This window comes from Bradyrhizobium sp. TM233, from assembly GCF_036247965.1.
In the GTDB taxonomy this organism is placed as follows: domain Bacteria; phylum Pseudomonadota; class Alphaproteobacteria; order Rhizobiales; family Xanthobacteraceae; genus Bradyrhizobium; species Bradyrhizobium ottawaense.
Window position 1 is genome coordinate 632,608 of the sequence record NZ_BTIG01000007.1, and the last position, 17,244, is coordinate 649,851.

Below are 17,244 nucleotides of genomic sequence, written 5' to 3' on the forward strand. Positions count from 1 at the left end.
CGCTGCGCACTTTTCCGGATCAGGCTTTAGAACGCGTATTCCGCGTAGGCCGGTTCCACCGAGCCCTTCCAGGGACCGTTGAACTTCTCCAACATTTCCTCGGCCGGCGTCCGGCCGGAATCGATGATGCGATCGAGCGGCTCCAGATGCCGCGTTTCGTCGCGGCCGAGCTGGTCGATCTGGCCGCGCCGGCGCAGGCCGGCATGTGCCAGAACGAGGCATTCCTTGGCGATCTCGAACAGATAACGGTTCTTGATCCGCGCCTTGAAGCCGAAGCGCGTCACGTCGTCGCGCAGGGCCTGACGCTCGGGCGCGCTCCAGTGCTTGACGATCTCCCAGGCCGCATCGAGCGCGACGTCGTCATAGAGCAGTCCAACCCAGAACGCCGGCAGCGCCGGCAACCGGCCCCACGGGCCGCCGTCGGAGCCGCGCATCTCGAGATAGCGCTTGAGCCGCACTTCCGGGAAGATCGTCGAGAGATGGTTGGCCCAGTCCGACAGCGTCGGACGCTCGCCGGGAAGGTTGTTGTTGCGGCCGTCGAAGAACGCCCGGAACGAGGAGCCCGACACGTCGATGTATTCCTCGCCGCGCTTGACGAAATACATGGGCACGTCGAGCGCGTAGTCGACATAGCGCTCGAACCCCATGCCGTCCTCGAATGCCCACGGCATCATGCCCGACCGCGCATTGTCGGTGTCGCGCCAGATCTCGGAGCGGAAGGAGAGGAAGCCGTTCGGCTTGCCTTCGGTGAACGGCGAATTGGCGAACAAGGCGGTCGCGACCGGCTGAAGCGCGAGCGAAACACGGAGCTTCTTGACCATGTCGGCTTCTGAGGAGAAGTCGAGATTGGTCTGCACCGTGCAGGTCCGGTACATCATGTCGAGGCCGTACTGGCCGACCTTCGGCATGTAGTTGGTCATGATCTTGTAGCGGCCCTTGGGCATCACCGGGATATCGGCGCGCGACCAGGACGGCGTCATGCCGAGACCGAGGAAGCCGATGCCGAGCGGCGTTGCGATCTCGCGCACCTGCGCAAGATGCGCCATCAGCTCGCTCTGGGTCTGGTGCACGTTCTCGACCGGCGCGCCGGAGAGCTCGAACTGTCCGCCGGGCTCCAGCGAGATCGCTCCGCCCCCGGTGACGTCGTAGAGGCCGATGATGTTGCCCTTCTCCATGATCGGCTCCCAGCCGAGCAGGAGCTTCATGCCTTCGAGCAACGCACCGATGCCGCGCGCGCCTTCGTAAGGCACCGGGCGGTGGCCTTCCAGCGTGAACGGCGTCTTCTCGTGCTCGGTGCCCATGCGGAATTCGGACGGGTCCTTGCAGCCTTCCTCGAACCACGAAACGAGCTCGTCGCGCGATTGCAGCGGCGTCATATCGATCTGGTCTCGCGCCATATCAAACTCTAATCAAAAGGGCGCTTCGATCGAACGCGCGCGGGTGGCGGGGATGGTCCGCGAACCCACCGGGCGCACGGACGAGATGGTGTGCCGCGCGATCATCGCGACGGCGAGGTTTCGTTGACGTTGGCTGCGGGCGGCAGTTTCATCTCGCCGCACGAGCAGCCCAGGCGGTCGAGCAGACCGCTGAGCTTGACGGCATCTGCGTCGGACAGTTTCGAACCGACATATTTCTCGATCGCAGCCGAATAGGCGCTCCACATCCGCTTCTGCAACTCGCGGCCGGCTTCCGTGATCTCGACGAACTGGCCGCGCTTGTCGATCTTGCATTCGCGCCGCGAGGCGAGGCCCTCGTCGACCAGGCGGTCGATCAGGCGCGAGGTGGAATATTGCGGGATCAGCATCTGCCGTTCGAGTTCCACCGGCCGCAGCTCGCCCGACGGCGCCCGCGACAATTCGAGCAGCGCGTCATACCATGCCAGCGGCGGGAAGCCGGCCTTCTTCAGGTCCTGCTCGACGCAATCGAGCACGCGGCTCTGCACCCGCATCAGGCGGATCCAGGCAGAAGTCGCCTCGGTCGATGGTTTGCGTTTCATGGTCCCGCTCAAGCTCGTCGCCCGTCTCTTACCCCATTTGATGCAGCTGCATCAATCTTGACTATTACAAGCAGCTGCATGTAGTCGTTCTTTCGGCCGAACCAAGCGTCAAGAGGAGGAAATTCCATGAAACTGTACTATTCGCCCGGTGCCTGCTCGCTGTCTCCCCACATCGCGCTCCTGGAAGCCGGCCTGCCCTATGAGCTGGTCAAGGTCGATATCCGGGCCAAGAAGCTCGAAAATGGTGAGGACTATCTGAAGCTGAACCCCAAGGGTCAGGTCCCTGCCCTGGGCCTCGACAGCGGTGAGATCGTGACCGAAGGCCCGGTGATTGTCCAGATGATCGCCGATCAGGCTGCGGCCAAGGCGCTGGCGCCCGCCCACGGCAGTTCCGAGCGCTACAAGCTGCTCGAATGGCTGAACTTCCTCACCTCCGAGGTGCACAAGAGCTTTGGTCCGATGTTCGCGCCGGCGCTGAACGACGAGGCCAAGGCTTTCTTCAGGGATCGCGTCATGGGCAAGCTGAAATATATCGACAGCCAGCTCGCGGGCCGCGACTACCTCATGGGCAAGCAGTTCACGGTGGCCGACGGCTATCTGTTCACGATGCTGACCTGGGGCGACCGGATGAAGTTCGACCTCTCAGGCATGCCGAACCTTGCCGCCTACAAGGCCCGCGTCGCGGCGCGGCCGCAGGTGCAGGAAGCGCTGAAGAAGGAAGGCCTCGTGCAGGCGAAGTAAGACCAGCGCACTACAATCGAGACGACGAAGAGCCGGATTGGCGATCCGGCTCCTTTTGCTTGGAAGCCCGGACGTTCGCGAGGTCCTGGGTATCAATTTTACGAGCATTGTCGGAGTTAACAATAACTCCGCCTTGTGTGTGCGGCAGAGATCACCATCGTTGTGAGAGCAATCCAGTTGGCTCAACTTCAGCCATGTACCGCGATGCGGCCTGAACTGGGAAGCTCTCGTGACAACCGTACTCCTCCTCTTGCTCGCGAGCACGATCACCGGCTTGGCGGCGGGACTGTTCTTCCGAGTCTGGAGTCTGTTGCTGGTCTCGCCGGCGACCGCGATCCTCGTCGCAACGGTCCTTCAGGCCTCGGGCTTCGGATTTTGGACGGGCATTCCCATCGTCGTCGGCTGCCTGATTGCCGGCCAGGTCGCCTATTTGGCGGCGACCCTCTTTGTGCACAGAGGCGAGCTCTCAATGCAGGACGACGTCGACGGCGACCCAGGCAAGCACGGCCATCGCCATGTCGATGAAGAGAACGAGTAGCGCCAGGCCGACCCAGGAGGGGATTTTTCTGCGCCGCCGGAGGAGCCTGCGGCGCGGCCACGGCTGCCCCAGCCGCAAGAAGGGGGCGTATCTCACGGCAACGCCGGCTGCGCTGTCTTGAAACACCGTGGGGATCATTGCGGGACACCTTCAATGCTAACGAGCCATCCGATGGATCGTCAGCAAGAGCGGTGCCAGGGCGGAGCGAGCGCGGCTGGGCGGGATTTGGAGCGGCGATTTCTCGGCATTCGGCGACAGCAAATAGAAAGGCCGGATCGACGATCCGGCCTTTTGTTTCTGCGTGGCCCGACCCCGTCAGGCCGCCGCCTTCTTCGGCGCGAAGCGGCCGTAGAAGGTCTCGCCCTTCGCCGCCATCTCCTCGAGCAGCTTCGGCGGGGTGAAGCGCGAGCCGTACTTCGCTTCCAGCTTGTGGCACAGCTCGACGAACTTCTTGGTGCCCATGAAGTCGATATAGGACAGCGTGCCGCCGGTGAACGGCGCGAAACCGAAGCCGAGGATGGAGCCGACATCGGCCTCGCGCGGATCGGTGATGACGTGGTCCTCGACCGTGCGCGCGGCTTCCACCGCCTGCACCACCAGGAAGCGCTGCTTCAGCTCCTCGATGTCGAGCGTGTCAGGATCGAGCTGCTTCGGCTGCAAGGCCGAGAGGCCCGGCCACAGGCTCTTCTGGCCTTTGCCCTTTTCAGGGTAGTCGTAAAAGCCCTTGCTGTTCTTGCGGCCCAAGCGGCCCTGCTTCTCGACCATCTCCACCATCAGCTTCTTCTGATCTGGATTGATGGCGTTGGGGCCGAGATCGGCCTCCGTCGCCTTCATGATCTTGAGGCCGAGGTCCAACGCGACCTCGTCGGAGAGCGAGAGCGGGCCGACCGGCATGCCGGCCATCTTGGCGCAATTCTCGATCATCGCCGGCGGCACGCCCTCGAGGAACATCTCGTTGCCCTCGGCGACGTAGCGGCCGACGCAGCGATTGGCGAAGAAGCCTCTGGAGTCGTTGACCACGATCGGCGTCTTGCCGATCTGCCGGACGTAGTCGAGCGCGGTCGCGAGCGCGAGGTCGCCGGTGTTCTTGCCCTTGATGATCTCGACCAGCATCATCTTCTCGACCGGCGAGAAGAAGTGGATGCCGACGAACTTGCCTTGGTCCTTGAAGCTCTCGGCCAGGGAGGTGATCGGCAGCGTCGAGGTGTTCGACGCGAAGATCACCTCCGGCTTCATGTGCTCCTGCGCCTTGGCGAAGGTATCAGCCTTGACCTTGCGGTCCTCGAACACGGCCTCGATGACGAGGTCGACGTCCTTCAGCGCCGCATAGTCCGCGGTCGGCGTGATGCGCGCGAGCAGCGCTTCGGCGTCCGCGGGCTTGGCGCGGCCCTTCTTGATCTGCTCCTCGATCACCTTCTGCGCGTGCGCCTTGCCCTTGTCGGCGCTCTCCTGGTCGCGGTCGATCAGCACGACGTCGAGGCCGGCGCGGGCCGAGACGTAGCCGACGCTGGCGCCCATGAAGCCGGCGCCGATCACGGCGATCTTCTTCACCTTGGTCGCGGGCACGTCCTTCGGGCGGCGCGCGCCCTTGTTGAGCTCCTGCATCGACAGGAACAGGCTGCGGATCATCGCGGCCGCTTCCTTCGAACGCAGCACCGAGGTGAAGTAGCGCGATTCGACGCGGAGCGCGGCGTCTATCGGCAACTGCAGGCCCTCATAGACGCAGCTCATGATGGCGCGTGCAGCCGGATAATTGTCATAGGTCTCGCGGCGATAGATCGCGTTGCCGGCCGGGAACATCATCATGCCGGCCTTGGAGAACACCGGGCCGCCGGGCAGCTTGAAGCCCTTCTCGTCCCAGGGCGCAACCGCCTTGCCGCCGCCCTTGATCCAGTCCTTCGCGGCCTTGACGAGGTCGGCGGCCGGAACGATGGCGTGGATCAGGTTCAGCGCCTTGGCCTTCTCGATCGTGACCGGGTCGCCCTTGAGCAGGATCGTCATCGCGTCCTGCGGCGGCACCAGGCGCGGCACGCGCTGGGTGCCGCCGGCGCCCGGGAACAGGCCGACCTTGACCTCGGGCAGGCCGAGGCGGGTCTTGGGATTCTCCGCGGCGACGCGATAGTGACAGCACAGCGTGATTTCGAAGCCACCGCCGAGCGCGAGCCCGTTGATCGCGGCTGCCCACGGCTTGCCTGACGTCTCGATCGAGCGCAGCACCAGCGAGAAGCGCCGGCTCTGGTCGAACAGCATCTGGTTCGCGGCGGTCTCGCCCTGCTCCTTGAACACCTTGGCGTAAGCCTGGTTCATGCCTTCGAGCATCGACAGGTCGGCGCCGGCGCAGAAGGCTTCCTTGGCGGAGGTGATCACGACGCCCTTCACCGCGGCATCCGCGGTGGTCGCCTTGACGATCGCATCGAGCTCGTTGGTCGAGGTCTCGTCGAGCACGTTCATCGAACGGCCCGGGATGTCCCAGGTGACGAGCGCGATGCCGTCTGCGTCGGTCTCAACCTTGAAGTTCTTGTAAGTCATGTTGGTTGCTCCTCGGTGCCGCAGCCGATCTCAGGCGCGGCGGTTGACTTGAGATCTCGTAGGGTGGGTTAGCGAAGCGTAACCCACCACGGTCTTTCGCTGCGGAGACAGAAGAGGTGGGTTACGCCTTCGGCTAACCCACCCTACGGACCTACACCCGCTCGATGATGGTCGCGGTGCCCATGCCGCCGCCGATGCACAGCGTGACGAGGGCGGTGGACTTGTTGGTGCGCTCGAGCTCGTCGAGCACGGTGCCGAGGATCATCGCACCGGTCGCGCCGAGCGGATGGCCGAGCGCGATGGCGCCGCCATTGACGTTGATCTTGGCGTTGTCGATGTCGAAGGCCTGGATGTAGCGCAGCACCACGGAGGCGAAGGCTTCGTTGAGCTCGAACAGGTCGATGTCCGACTTCTTCATGCCGGAGCGCGCGAACAGCTTTTCGGTGACGTCGACCGGACCGGTCAGCATCATCGCGGGCTCGGAGCCGATGTTGGCGAACGCGCGAATTTTGGCACGCGGCTTCAGGCCGTATTTCGCACCCGCCTCCTTGCTGCCGAGCAGCACGGCGCCGGCGCCATCGACGATGCCAGACGAGTTGCCGGCGTGGTGCACGTAATTGACGCGCTCGATCTCGGGGTGCGACTGCAGCGCGACACCGTCGAAACCGCCCATCTGCGCCATCATCGTGAAGGACGGCTGCAGCTGCGCCAGCGACTGCATCGTCGTCGAGGGACGCATATGCTCGTCCTTGGCCAGGATGGTGAGGCCGTTGATGTCCTTCACCGGGACGATCGACTTGTCGAAGCGGCCTTCCTCCCAGGACTTCGCCGCGCGCTGCTGGCTCTGCACCGCATAGGCGTCGACGTCGTCGCGCGAGAAGCCATACTTCGTGGCGATCAGATCGGCCGAGACGCCCTGCGGCATGAAATAGGCCGGCACCGCCATCGAGGGATCCATCGGCCAGGCACCGCCGGAGGCGCCGATGCCGACGCGGCTCATCGATTCCGCGCCGCCGCCGATCACGAGCTCATGCTGACCGCTCATCACCTGCGCGGCAGCGAAGTTCACGGCATCGAGGCCGGAGGCGCAGAAGCGGCTGATCTGCACGCCGGGCACGGCTTCGCCGAGGCCGGCCTTCAGCGCCGCGAAACGCGCGATGTCGCTGCCGGCTTCGCCGACCGGATCGACCACGCCGAGGATGACGTCGTCGACGGAATCCTGCGGCAGGTTGTTGCGGTCCTTCAGCGCCTTCAGCGGCACGGTGGCGAGCGCGAGCGCAGTCACCTCGTGCAACGAACCGTCAGCCTTGCCGCGGCCGCGGGGGGTGCGGACGTGATCGTAGATATAGGCATCTGCCATGGGAGCCTCCTGATTGCAGTTATGTTGGTGGCGACCGCGGCGCGGTCGCAATCATTGGTGAAGCGGGAAGCCTCAGAACGCTTCCGCCGGCAATTCCATGATGGTGGCGCAGCCGGCCTGGATGCGCGCGAGATTGGCGGCGGTCTCCGGCAGCATCCGCTCCATGAAGAAACGGCCGGTGACGAGCTTGGTGGAGAGATAGGGCGTTGCCCCGCTCTCGGCAATCTTGGCATTCGTCACCTTCGCCATCTTCGCCCACATGTAGCCGAGCGCGACGAAGCCGAACAGATGCAGGTAATCGGTTGCGGCGGCGCCGGCATTGTCAGGCTTCGCCATCGCGTTCTGCATCAGCCAGGTGGTGGCCTGCTGGAGATGGCCGAGCGAGGCCGAGAGCGGGGCGATGAAGGGCTTGAGGGCCTCGTCGCCGCCGTTCTCCTTGGCGAAGGCCATGACCTCGCCGAAGAAGGCCATGATGGCGCGGCCGCCGTCGCGCGGCAGCTTGCGGCCGACAAGGTCGAGCGCCTGGATGCCGTTGGCGCCTTCATAGATCATGGCGATGCGCGCATCGCGCACGAACTGCTCCATGCCCTGCTCGGCGATGTAGCCGTGGCCGCCATACATCTGCTGCGCCTGCACCGCGTTGGCGAAGCCATAGTCGGTGAGGAAGCCCTTCAGCACCGGCGTCATCAGGCCCATGTGGTCGTCGGCGGCCTGGCGGTCCTTGGGGTCTTCGGAGCGGTGGGCGACGTCGCTCTTCAGCGCGGTCCACATCACGAAGGCACGCGCGGCCTCGTTGAAGGCGCGGATCGAGAGCAGCGCGCGGCGCACGTCGGGATGCACGATGATCGGGTCGGCCTGCTTGTCCGGCGCCTTCACACCGGTGAGCGAGCGGCCTTGGATGCGCTCGCGGGCATAGGCGACCGCGTTCTGATAGGCGACCTCGGATTGCGCGAGGCCCTGAACTGCGACGCCGAGCCGAGCCTCGTTCATCATCACGAACATGCCCTGCATGCCCTTGTTCTCTTCGCCGATCAGCCAGCCGGTGGCGCTGTCGTAGTTCATCACGCAGGTCGAATTGCCGTGGATGCCCATCTTGTGCTCGATCGAGCCGCAGACGACGCCGTTGCGGGCACCGACTGAGCCGTCCGGATTCACAAGGAACTTGGGCACCACGAACAGCGACACGCCCTTGATGCCGGCGGGTGCGCCCTCGATGCGGGCGAGCACGAGGTGGATGATGTTGGAGGCGAGGTCGTGCTCGCCGGCCGAGATGAAGATCTTGGTGCCGGTGATCTTGAAGCTGCCGTCGGCCTGGCGCACCGCCTTGGTGCGGAGCATGCCAAGATCGGTGCCGCAATGCGGCTCGGTCAGGTTCATGGTGCCGGTCCATTCGCCCGCCACCATCTTCGGCACGTAGGTCTTCTTCTGCTCGGGCGAACCATGAACGATCAGCGCTGCGGTCGCGCCCATGGTGAGGCCGCCATACATCGAGAACGCCATGTTGGCCGAGATCTGGAATTCGTTGACGGCCTGGCTCAGCGTCACCGGCAGGCCCTGCCCGCCGAACTCGGTCGGCGCCGACAGACCAAGCCAGCCGCCCTCGACGACCTGCTTGAACGCGTCCTTGAAGCCTTTCGGCGTGGTGACGCTGCCATCGTCGGCACGCTTGCAGCCCTCGAGATCGCCGACGCGATTGAGCGGCTGCAACACCTCTTCGGCGAGCTTGGCGGCTTCACCCAAAATGGCTTCGCGCACGTCGCTCGACGCATCGGAGAAGCCGGCGAGGTTGTCGTAGCGGTCGATCTGGAAGACGTCGTTGAGCAGGAAGTTCACGTCTTCGACGGGGGCTTTGTAGATCGGCATTGCGGTCTCCCGGCATGGGCTTGAAGTGGTGGAATTCTCTGAACGGTCCTGCGGCGCAGCTTTGCTCGCGAGCTTAGCGGGTTCTGCAACCTCAGGGCAGGGTCATGATTGGGCGGCAAGCTGCTCCGCCATCAGGCGGTGCAGCATGTTGATCGCCTTGAGCGGCCGCACCATCACCTTGAAATGCGTGATGCGTCCCTCGGCATCGAAGCTGATGATGTCGACGCCGTTGATCTCGATGCCGTCGATCATGGTCTTGAATTCGAGCACGGCGCCGCGCTCGCGCGTCCACTCACCGACATAGGTGAAGCCGGGACCGCCGAGCACCTTCTCGGCGCTGGAAAGGTATTTGAATGTGATGTCGCGCCCGCGCTGCGGCGAATGCACGACGGGACTTTCGAAGACGGCGTCGGGATGAAGCAAGTCCCAAAGTGCGGTGCGGTCGTGGGACTTCATGTAGCCGTACCAGGAGTCGAGGCCGGTCATTCTCGGGTGCCTCCCTAAAGGCCTTGGCAAAAATCGCGAAAACAACCCCATGCACAGTAGCAAGGTGGCTGATTTTGCTGGGTTTTCGGCTCGGGCCTTTGGCCTGTTCTTGAGCCGCCTCATATGCACATTGACGCATATGCGCCAATGCGCATAAAGTCAAGCCGATTGGTTCGGGTCGAAGAGAAGAAGGAGGCCGGTCATGGCACTGGGCGACGCAATCCTCGCATGCCTGACGGAACGCCCCATGACGGGCTACGAGCTCGCCAAGACATTCGACTCCTCGATCGGCTTCTTCTGGAAGGCCGACCACCAGCAAATCTACCGCGAACTCTCCAAGCTGCGCGACCGCGGCCACATCCAGGGCCGCGAGGTCGTGCAATCGGGCAAGCCCAACAAGCTGGTTTATACGCTCACTCCGGAGGGTCGAACAGCGCTGCGGCACTGGGCCGCGCGGCCGAGCACGCCCGCCTCGACCAAGGACGATCTCCTGGTCCGCCTCCATGCGCTGGACAGCATCGACATCGAGCCGCTGCGCACCGATCTGATGGCCCGCCTGGAGCACCACCGCGACCGCCACGCCAATTACGAGCGCATCCTCAAGAAGCGCTTTCCGGACGGCACGGCGGAGGGCAGGCTGGACCTCGGAAACCTGCTCCTGCTCCGCTTAGGGGCCCGGCACGAGCAGATGGTCGCCGACTTCTGCGAAGAGACGCTCGAGGCGCTATCGGCGATGACCGGCAAGGCCACGGTGGTGCCGCTGGAAGAGGGCAAGCGCGAGAAGGGCTAGGGCTGAGCGGCATAGGCGGCGGCTGTTCACCTCTCCCGCTTGCGGGAGAGGGAGCGCCCTTGTTCCGTGGCTGGCATCCCCCGCCCAACTTTAAGACACCGGCGACGCGTTCCTTAACCCGTTATTTACCGTAACGGACAAAAGTCGGTTTTCGAGGCAGACGACCCGCGCCAAATCCGATTGTCTTTGCAACCGGCACGCGAGGGAAGGCTGGAGGCGCCGGGTGGGGCGCCGGAGTCGGAACCGGACAGAGTCATGAATTCGCGCGTATCGTGGAGTGTTGACGGCATCGATCCATCCGTCCGGGAGCGGGCCGAAGCTGCTGCGCGTCGTGCCGGCATGTCACTCAACGATTGGCTGAACTCCACCCTCGGCGAGACTGCGCCCCCGAACTTTCGCGAACCTTACGACCAGCGTCCGCAAGCCCCGAACGTTCCAACCCGGGGACCGAGTCAGGAAAGCCGCGAAGTCGCCGACATCCACCAGCGGCTCGACGCGATCACCCAGCAGATCGAACGGATCTCCAAGCCCGCGCAGCGCCAAGACTCTTCACGACAGGATCCGTCGCGACAGGATTCGTCGCGGCAGGACCCTTCGCGGCCAGACGTCGCGCGCGAGCAGGGCGTCGCGCGCCAGCTCAACGATGCGATTTCGCGGCTCGACGCGCGGCTGTCGCAAATCTCCCGGCCGCAGCAGCCTCAACCGCAACAGCCGGCGGCTCCGCGCCCCGCGCCCGCCGACACGCGCCAGCGCCAGGCCGATGCGGTCGAGCGCGCGGCAGCGCAGGTCTATCGCAATTCCCCGCCCCTCAGCCCCGCTTCGTTCGACGTCGCCGTCGCCGAGATCACCGCGCGGCAGAGCGAGCTCGACGGCTTTACGCCGCGGCAAATGCCGCCGCGCGCCGCGCCCTCGATCGCGCCCAATGCTGCTCCCTGGGCCGCTCCTTTCGCACCTCCGATGGCGCCACCCGCGCCTGCCTATGCTCCGCCGCCACCGCAGCCGGGGCCGGATTTTTCTGCGCTCGAGCGCCATCTGCTCAAGATCACGAGCCAGATCGAGTCGCTGCAGCGCCCCGACAATACCGAGCAGGCGATCAACGCGTTCCGCGGCGAGCTTGCCGAGATCCGCGCCGCCATCACCGAGGCGATGCCGCGGCGCGCGATCGAATCGATCGAGAACGAGATCCGCTCGCTGCACCGCCGGATCGACGAGACGCGTTCCAACGGCACCGACGGCCAGGTCCTGTCCGGCATCGAGCACGCGCTGTCCGACATCAAGCAGGTGCTGCGCACGCTGACGCCGGCCGAGCAACTCACAGGTTATGACGAGGCAATCCGAAATCTCGGCGCCAAGCTCGACCTGATCCTGCGCGCCAATGACGATCCCTCGACGGTGCGCCAGCTCGAAGGCGCGATCACCGCGCTGCGCGGCATCGTCTCCAACGTCGCGTCCAACGAAGCGCTGGCACGCCTGTCCGAAGATGTGCAGCTGCTGTCGTCCAAGGTCGATCAGGTCACCCGCGCCTCTGGCCAGGGCGACAGCTTCGCGGTGCTGGAGCAGCGCATTGCGGCGCTCACCGCGGCGCTGGAAACGCGCGAGCGGCCGCAAGCCACCGAGAGCACCGAGCACCTGGAATCCGCGATCCGCGCGCTGTCGGACCGCTTCGACCGCATGCAGGTCGGCAACGATTCGGCCTCGACCTTTGCGCATCTCGAACAGCGCGTCTCGTATCTGCTGGAGCGGATCGAAGCCGCCGCCGATCCCCGCAACGGCAATTTGAGCCGCGTCGAGGACGGGCTGCACGACATCCTGCGCCACCTCGAGCGGCAGCAGGCGACTTACTCTGCGCTGGCGGAGAGCCGCAGCTCCGCAGCCCCGGCCGATTCCGGAATGGTCGATCTGGTCAAGCGCGAGCTGTCCGACATCCGCTTCAGCCAGGCCGAGACCAACCGCAGCACCCAGGACTCGCTCGACGCCGTCCATAGCGCGCTCGGCCATGTCGTCGACCGCCTCTCCATGATCGAGGGCGATCTGCGCGCGGTGCGCACCGCGCCGCCGGCCCCTGCGCCGCAGCCGATGCCCGCGCCGATGCCGATGGCCGCCCCCATGGAGCCCGCGCCGCCGATGGCGCGTGAGCCGCGGCCGCAAGCCCAGCAGCAGCCGAAATACGATCCGAAGCCGGAGCTGCCGAACCCCGCCGCGCAGCAACAGGCCCAAGGCGCCTTCGCCCAAGCCGCCTTCTCCGCCGCACCGCGTGAATTCCATGCCGCTGCCCCTGCCGCGCCGCCGCCGGTGCCGTCGGCACCACCCGTGCCGCCGCGCGCGATCAGCGAGATCCTGGAGCCGCACACGGCGCCCGCGCGCTCCGCGCTCGCGCCGGAATTGCCGCCGGATCATCCGCTCGAGCCGGGCACACGGCCGGGTGGACGCGTCGCCACGCCGTCGGAGCGCATCGCCGCCTCCGAGAGCGCGATCAGCGACATTCCCGCTGCTGCGAAAGAGCCGGTGTCGTCGTCGAGCTTCATCGCGGCCGCGCGCCGCGCCGCCCAGGCCGCCGCCGCGCAGCCGGAAAAGCCGGCCCGCGGTGCCAAGGGTAGTGCGAAGGCCGGCGCCGATCGCGGCAAGGACAAGGGCAAGGACGGCAGCTCGACCATCACCTCGAAGATCCGCTCGCTGCTGGTCGGCGCGAGCGTGGTCGTGATCGTGCTCGGCACCTTCAAGATGGCGATGAACCTGCTCGAGGGCAGCCCGCCGCCGGCGCCGCAGGCCATGGACAATACGTTGAGCCAGCCCGCGCCGCAGGCCCCGCCGCCGCCCGTGATCGAGAACAAGCCCGCCACGCCCGAGCAGGTCACGCCATCGATGACCTCGCCGACGCCGATTGGACGGCAATCCCAGAACAACCCCGCGCCGGCTGCGCCCGGCCCGGCCAGCTCGGCCTCGGTTGAGATTCCGCCGGCGCCCGCCGCATCCGTGCCGCCGCCTGCCGCGAGCAGCGACGTCACCGGCGCGCTGTCGGGCACGAGCCGCGCCAAGTTCGGCATGATCCAGGTGCCGCCGAGCGAAAAGCTGCCTGACGGCATCGGCGGCCCGGGCCTGCGCACCGCCGCGATGAAGGGCGATGCGACCGCGGCCTACGAGGTCGGCTTGCGCTTTGCCGAAGGCAAGGGTGTTGCCACCAATTACGACGAAGCGGCCAAATGGTACGACCGCGCGGCGCAGGCCGGCGTGGTGCCCGCGACCTTCCGCCTCGGCACACTCTACGAAAAGGGGCTCGGCGTGAAGAAGGACGCCGACATCGCCCGCCGCTACTACACCCAGGCCGCCGAGCGCGGCAACGCCAAGGCGATGCACAATCTCGCAGTGCTCGACGCCGATGGCGGCGGACGCGGCGCCAACTACAAGAGCGCGGCGCAGTGGTTCCGCAAGGCCGCCGATCGCGGCGTTGCCGACAGCCAGTTCAACCTCGGCATCCTCTATGCCCGCGGCATCGGCGTCGAACAGAACCTCGCCGAATCCTACAAATGGTTCAGCCTCGCAGCTGCGCAGGGTGACGCGGACGCCTCCGGCAAGCGCGACGACGTCGCCAAGCGCCTCGACCCGCAATCGCTCGCCGCCGCCAAGCTCGCGATCCAGACCTTCAGCGCCGAGCCGCAGCCCGACGACGCCGTCAACGTTCCGGCCCCGAATGGCGGCTGGGACAGCGCGCCGCAGGCGAATGCAAAGCCGGCGCCGAAGCAAGTCGCGACCAAGCGCTCGGCCTCGGCGGCGCATTAAGGGCGGTTTAGTACGCTTTCTCTGTCGTCGCCCGGCTTGACCGGGCGACCCAGTATTCCAGAGACGCCGGTTGGATACGGAGACGCTGCGGCGTACTGGATGCCCCGGTCAAGCCGGGGCATGACAGCGGCGAATGTTGGCGGAATCCTCGCCTCACAGCGAAGCAGCGATCTGATCCCTCTTAGCTCATTCACCACGCCCGAAATTCCCCCTCCGCCCGCCAGCAAATTCCGCTATTGAGGGGCGCGGCAATCGTTCCGACCTTCCCGCGAGCATTCCGCCTTCGTCGATCCGTCTCGCCGGTGCGTGATTCAATGCAGCTCTATCTTCCGATCGCCGATCTTCCCGTCAACGTCTTCCTGGTGCTGGCGATGGGCGCCGCGGTCGGCTTCGTCTCGGGCATGTTCGGAATCGGCGGCGGCTTCCTGATGACGCCGCTGCTGATCTTCATCGGCATCACGCCCGCGGTCGCGGTCGCCTCCGTCACGAGCCATATCGCGGCCTCCTCGTTTTCCGGCGCGCTGTCTTACTGGCGACGGCGCGCGATCGATCCGGCGCTGGCGAGCGTCCTGCTCTGCGGCGGCGTGACCGGCACGGCGCTCGGCGTGTGGACCTTCACGCAGCTTCGCGCGCTCGGCCAGCTCGATCTGATGATCGCGCTGTCCTACGTGGTGCTGCTCAGCACCGTCGGCAGCCTGATGTTCTCGGAAGGCCTGCGCGCGCTGATGCGGACCCGGCGCGGCGCGCTGCCGCCACGCCGCACCCACAACTGGATTCACGGCCTGCCGCTGAAGATGCGCTTCAAGCGCTCCAAGATCTATCTCTCGGTCATCCCCGTGGTGATCGTCGGCATCATGATCGGCTTCATCGGCGCCATCATGGGCATCGGCGGCGGCTTCATCCTGGTGCCGATCATGATCTATCTGCTGAGGGTACCGACCTCGACGGTGATCGGGACCTCGATGGTCCTGACGCTCGTCACGATGCTGTTCGCGACCATGCTGCACGCGGTGACCAATCACCTCGTCGACGCCGTGCTGGCGCTGATCCTGATGGTCGGCGGCGTCACCGGCGCGCAGTTCGGCGTCCGCGCCGGGCAGAAGATCCGCGGCGAGCAGCTGCGGCTGCTGCTCGGCCTTCTGATCCTCTCGGTCGGAATCCGCTTCGCGATCGAGCTGGTGATCCGCCCGGAGGATCTCTTCACCATCCGCGAGCTGGGAGTGGGCGGATGATGCGCGCAGCTCTCGCACTCCTGCTCGTCCTGCTGCTCGGATCCGCCGCGCGCGCCGAGCGGCTGATCGTCTCGGTCTCCAACCATCGCGTCACGGTGACACCGAACTATTCCGGCGAGGAGCTGGTGCTGTTCGGCTCGGTCGAGAAGGACGCGACGACGCCCGCCGATCGCACCGCCTATGATCTCGTCGTCACCGTGATGGGCCCACGCGCCGACATGATGACGCGGCGCAAGGAGCGCACCTTCGGCATCTGGATCAACACCGATTACCGGCAGTTCCTGCAGGTGCCGAGCTATCTGGCGCTGTTCGCCAACCGCTCCTTCGACGCGATCACGTCGCCCGAGATCGCGCGGCGGCAGCAGATCGGGCTGAACAACGTGCTGCTGACGCAGCGGGTCGGCGGCGATTATGCCGACGTGGTGCCGAACGACGCGTTCCGCTCGGCCTTCATCCGCCTGCGCACCCAGCGCGGGCTCTATCGCGAGGATCCGAGCGCGGTGACGTTCCTGACGCCGACCCTGTTCCGCACCGGCATTCCGCTGCCGGCGGAGGTGCCGATCGGCACCTACGAAGTCGAGATCAGACTGTTTGCGAACGGCGCGTTCATCGGCAAGACCGAGACCGCGTTCGAGATCGTCAAGGTCGGCTTCGAACAGTTCGTCGCCACCACCGCGCGGCAGAACGGGCTGATCTACGGCCTCGTCACCGCCGCGATGGCGCTGATGACGGGGTGGATGGCGTCGATCGTGTTTCGGAAGGATTAGCCGCTGTCATAGCGGGGCGCGCCACGCTCTCCGCTCGTCGTCGCCCGGCTTGCCGTCTTCGCCAGAGCTTCGCCGGCCCAACACCGAAGAGGCCGGCGAAGCGTTGCGTAGCCGGGACCGGGCGACCCAGTATTCCAGAGGCCGGCGTTAGGCGCCTCGCTCTCACAACAACTGCTGCGGCGTACTGATGCCCCGGTCAAGCCGGGGCATCACAGCTGAGATTGTGGTGGCTTCCTCACGACGCCTTCGCCGGCCGCGTCACCAGGTAGATGCCGAGCGCGACTGGAATGATCCCGAGCAGATCGCGCGCCTCGACGTGCTCGCCGAGCACGAGATACGCGAACAGCATGCCGAGCGGCGGCATCAGGAAATGATAGGCGCTGGCGGCGGTGGCGCCGCACACTTTCAGGAGATGAAACCAGAGCCAATAGGCGAGGATCGAGCCCCCCAGCACGAGGAAGGCGAAGGCGCCGAGCAGGCTCGGCGTGACATCGATCGCATGCACGTCGGCGAAGGTGAACGCGACCGGCGTCAGCACGATGCCGGCGCTTAGGTTTTGCACGCCATTGCCGATCCACAGGCTTCCCTTCGGCGCGAGCAGCTTGAACAGGATGGTGCCGGCGACGATCGAGGCGAGCGAAGCCAGCGTGAAGACGATGCCGTGCAGGGAATCCGTGCCGACCGACAGCCGATGCCAGACGATCAGCGTCACGCCGGTGATGCCGAGAAAGAGGCCGCCGGCCTTGCGCCACGTCATGCCTTCGCCGAGCAGCAGGGCGGCGAGCGCCGCGGTGAAGACCGGATTGGCCGAGACGATCAGGCCGCCGAGGCCGGCGGAGACCGATTGCAGGCCGGTGTAGCCGAGGCCGAGATAAAGCGCGTTGTTGGCGATGCCGAGCACGGCAAAGATCGCCGCATCGCGCCACGACAACGACCAGTCGCCGCGGATCAGCGTGGCGCCCAGGATCAAAATGCCGGCGAGCGAGAAGCGCGCGGCGAGCAGGATCAGCGGCGGGCAATGGGTGACGCCGATCTTGCCGGCGACGAAGGCGTAGCTCCAGAGCAGGCAGAACAGACCGATGGCGAGCGGCAGCGTGTTGAAGCGGGTGCGGGGGGCCGGAATCGAGGGGGCGAGCGACATGGGGGCATTCTCCTGAGCCTCGAT

Annotated in this window: 13 protein-coding genes; 6 read left to right on the forward strand and 7 right to left on the reverse strand. The window is 65.8% G+C overall.

Features of this window, described 5'->3' with window-relative positions; genetic code table 11:
• Positions 1-26: 26 nt before the first annotated feature.
• Together AABA86_RS17565 and AABA86_RS17570 are read right to left on the reverse strand one after the other, a co-directional pair.
• On the reverse strand, positions 27-1,397 hold the full coding sequence (locus AABA86_RS17565) for a glutamate--cysteine ligase (protein ID WP_212247361.1): 1,371 nt from the start codon (positions 1,395-1,397) through the stop codon (positions 27-29).
• 101 nt (positions 1,398-1,498) lie between these two features.
• A complete protein-coding gene (locus tag AABA86_RS17570) occupies positions 1,499-1,996 on the reverse strand; it encodes a MarR family winged helix-turn-helix transcriptional regulator (protein ID WP_212247363.1) in 498 nt (165 codons plus the stop codon).
• A 126-nt stretch (positions 1,997-2,122) separates the two neighbouring features.
• Between AABA86_RS17570 and gstA the strand changes: the two genes are divergently transcribed.
• Complete coding sequence (gstA, locus tag AABA86_RS17575) at positions 2,123-2,737, forward strand: glutathione transferase GstA (RefSeq protein WP_212247365.1); 615 nt, start codon at positions 2,123-2,125, stop codon at positions 2,735-2,737.
• A 229-nt stretch (positions 2,738-2,966) separates the two neighbouring features.
• Positions 2,967-3,275: a hypothetical protein gene (locus AABA86_RS17580; RefSeq protein ID WP_338307663.1), complete on the forward strand. Its 309-nt coding sequence runs from the start codon at positions 2,967-2,969 to the stop codon at positions 3,273-3,275.
• Positions 3,276-3,590: 315 nt separating this feature from the next.
• On the opposite strand, the gene AABA86_RS17585 is transcribed toward AABA86_RS17580, so the two are convergent.
• The 4 genes from AABA86_RS17585 to AABA86_RS17600 form a co-directional block, all read right to left on the reverse strand.
• Positions 3,591-5,804: an FAD-dependent oxidoreductase gene (locus tag AABA86_RS17585; RefSeq protein WP_338307664.1), complete on the reverse strand. Its 2,214-nt coding sequence runs from the start codon at positions 5,802-5,804 to the stop codon at positions 3,591-3,593.
• Positions 5,805-5,955: 151 nt separating this feature from the next.
• Positions 5,956-7,164 carry an acetyl-CoA C-acetyltransferase gene (locus AABA86_RS17590; RefSeq protein ID WP_028139827.1) on the reverse strand — a complete coding sequence of 403 codons (1,209 nt, stop codon included), beginning with the start codon at positions 7,162-7,164 and terminating at the stop codon, positions 5,956-5,958.
• Positions 7,165-7,236: 72 nt separating this feature from the next.
• Complete coding sequence (locus tag AABA86_RS17595; RefSeq protein ID WP_338307665.1) at positions 7,237-9,027, reverse strand: acyl-CoA dehydrogenase C-terminal domain-containing protein; 1,791 nt, start codon at positions 9,025-9,027, stop codon at positions 7,237-7,239.
• 102 nt (positions 9,028-9,129) lie between these two features.
• A complete protein-coding gene (locus tag AABA86_RS17600; RefSeq protein WP_028139825.1) occupies positions 9,130-9,513 on the reverse strand; it encodes a nuclear transport factor 2 family protein in 384 nt (127 codons plus the stop codon).
• Positions 9,514-9,715: 202 nt separating this feature from the next.
• Between AABA86_RS17600 and AABA86_RS17605 the strand changes: the two genes are divergently transcribed.
• From AABA86_RS17605 to AABA86_RS17620, 4 genes are all read left to right on the forward strand, one after another.
• Positions 9,716-10,303 (forward strand): PadR family transcriptional regulator, encoded by a 588-nt coding sequence (locus AABA86_RS17605; RefSeq protein ID WP_338307666.1) that lies wholly within the window; start codon positions 9,716-9,718, stop codon positions 10,301-10,303.
• 255 nt (positions 10,304-10,558) lie between these two features.
• A complete protein-coding gene (locus tag AABA86_RS17610; protein WP_338307667.1) occupies positions 10,559-14,080 on the forward strand; it encodes a tetratricopeptide repeat protein in 3,522 nt (1,173 codons plus the stop codon).
• A gap of 314 nt (positions 14,081-14,394) precedes the next feature.
• Positions 14,395-15,312 carry a sulfite exporter TauE/SafE family protein gene (locus AABA86_RS17615; protein WP_212247380.1) on the forward strand — a complete coding sequence of 306 codons (918 nt, stop codon included), beginning with the start codon at positions 14,395-14,397 and terminating at the stop codon, positions 15,310-15,312.
• Positions 15,309-16,079, forward strand: coding sequence for a TIGR02186 family protein (locus AABA86_RS17620; protein ID WP_212247381.1), 771 nt, complete (start codon positions 15,309-15,311; stop codon positions 16,077-16,079). The genes AABA86_RS17615 and AABA86_RS17620 overlap by 4 nt, the downstream gene beginning before the upstream one ends.
• Before the next feature lie 235 nt (positions 16,080-16,314).
• On the opposite strand, the gene AABA86_RS17625 is transcribed toward AABA86_RS17620, so the two are convergent.
• Entirely contained in the window at positions 16,315-17,220 is a 906-nt protein-coding gene (locus AABA86_RS17625) for a DMT family transporter (RefSeq protein ID WP_338307668.1), read from the reverse strand.
• Positions 17,221-17,244 lie beyond the last annotated feature (24 nt).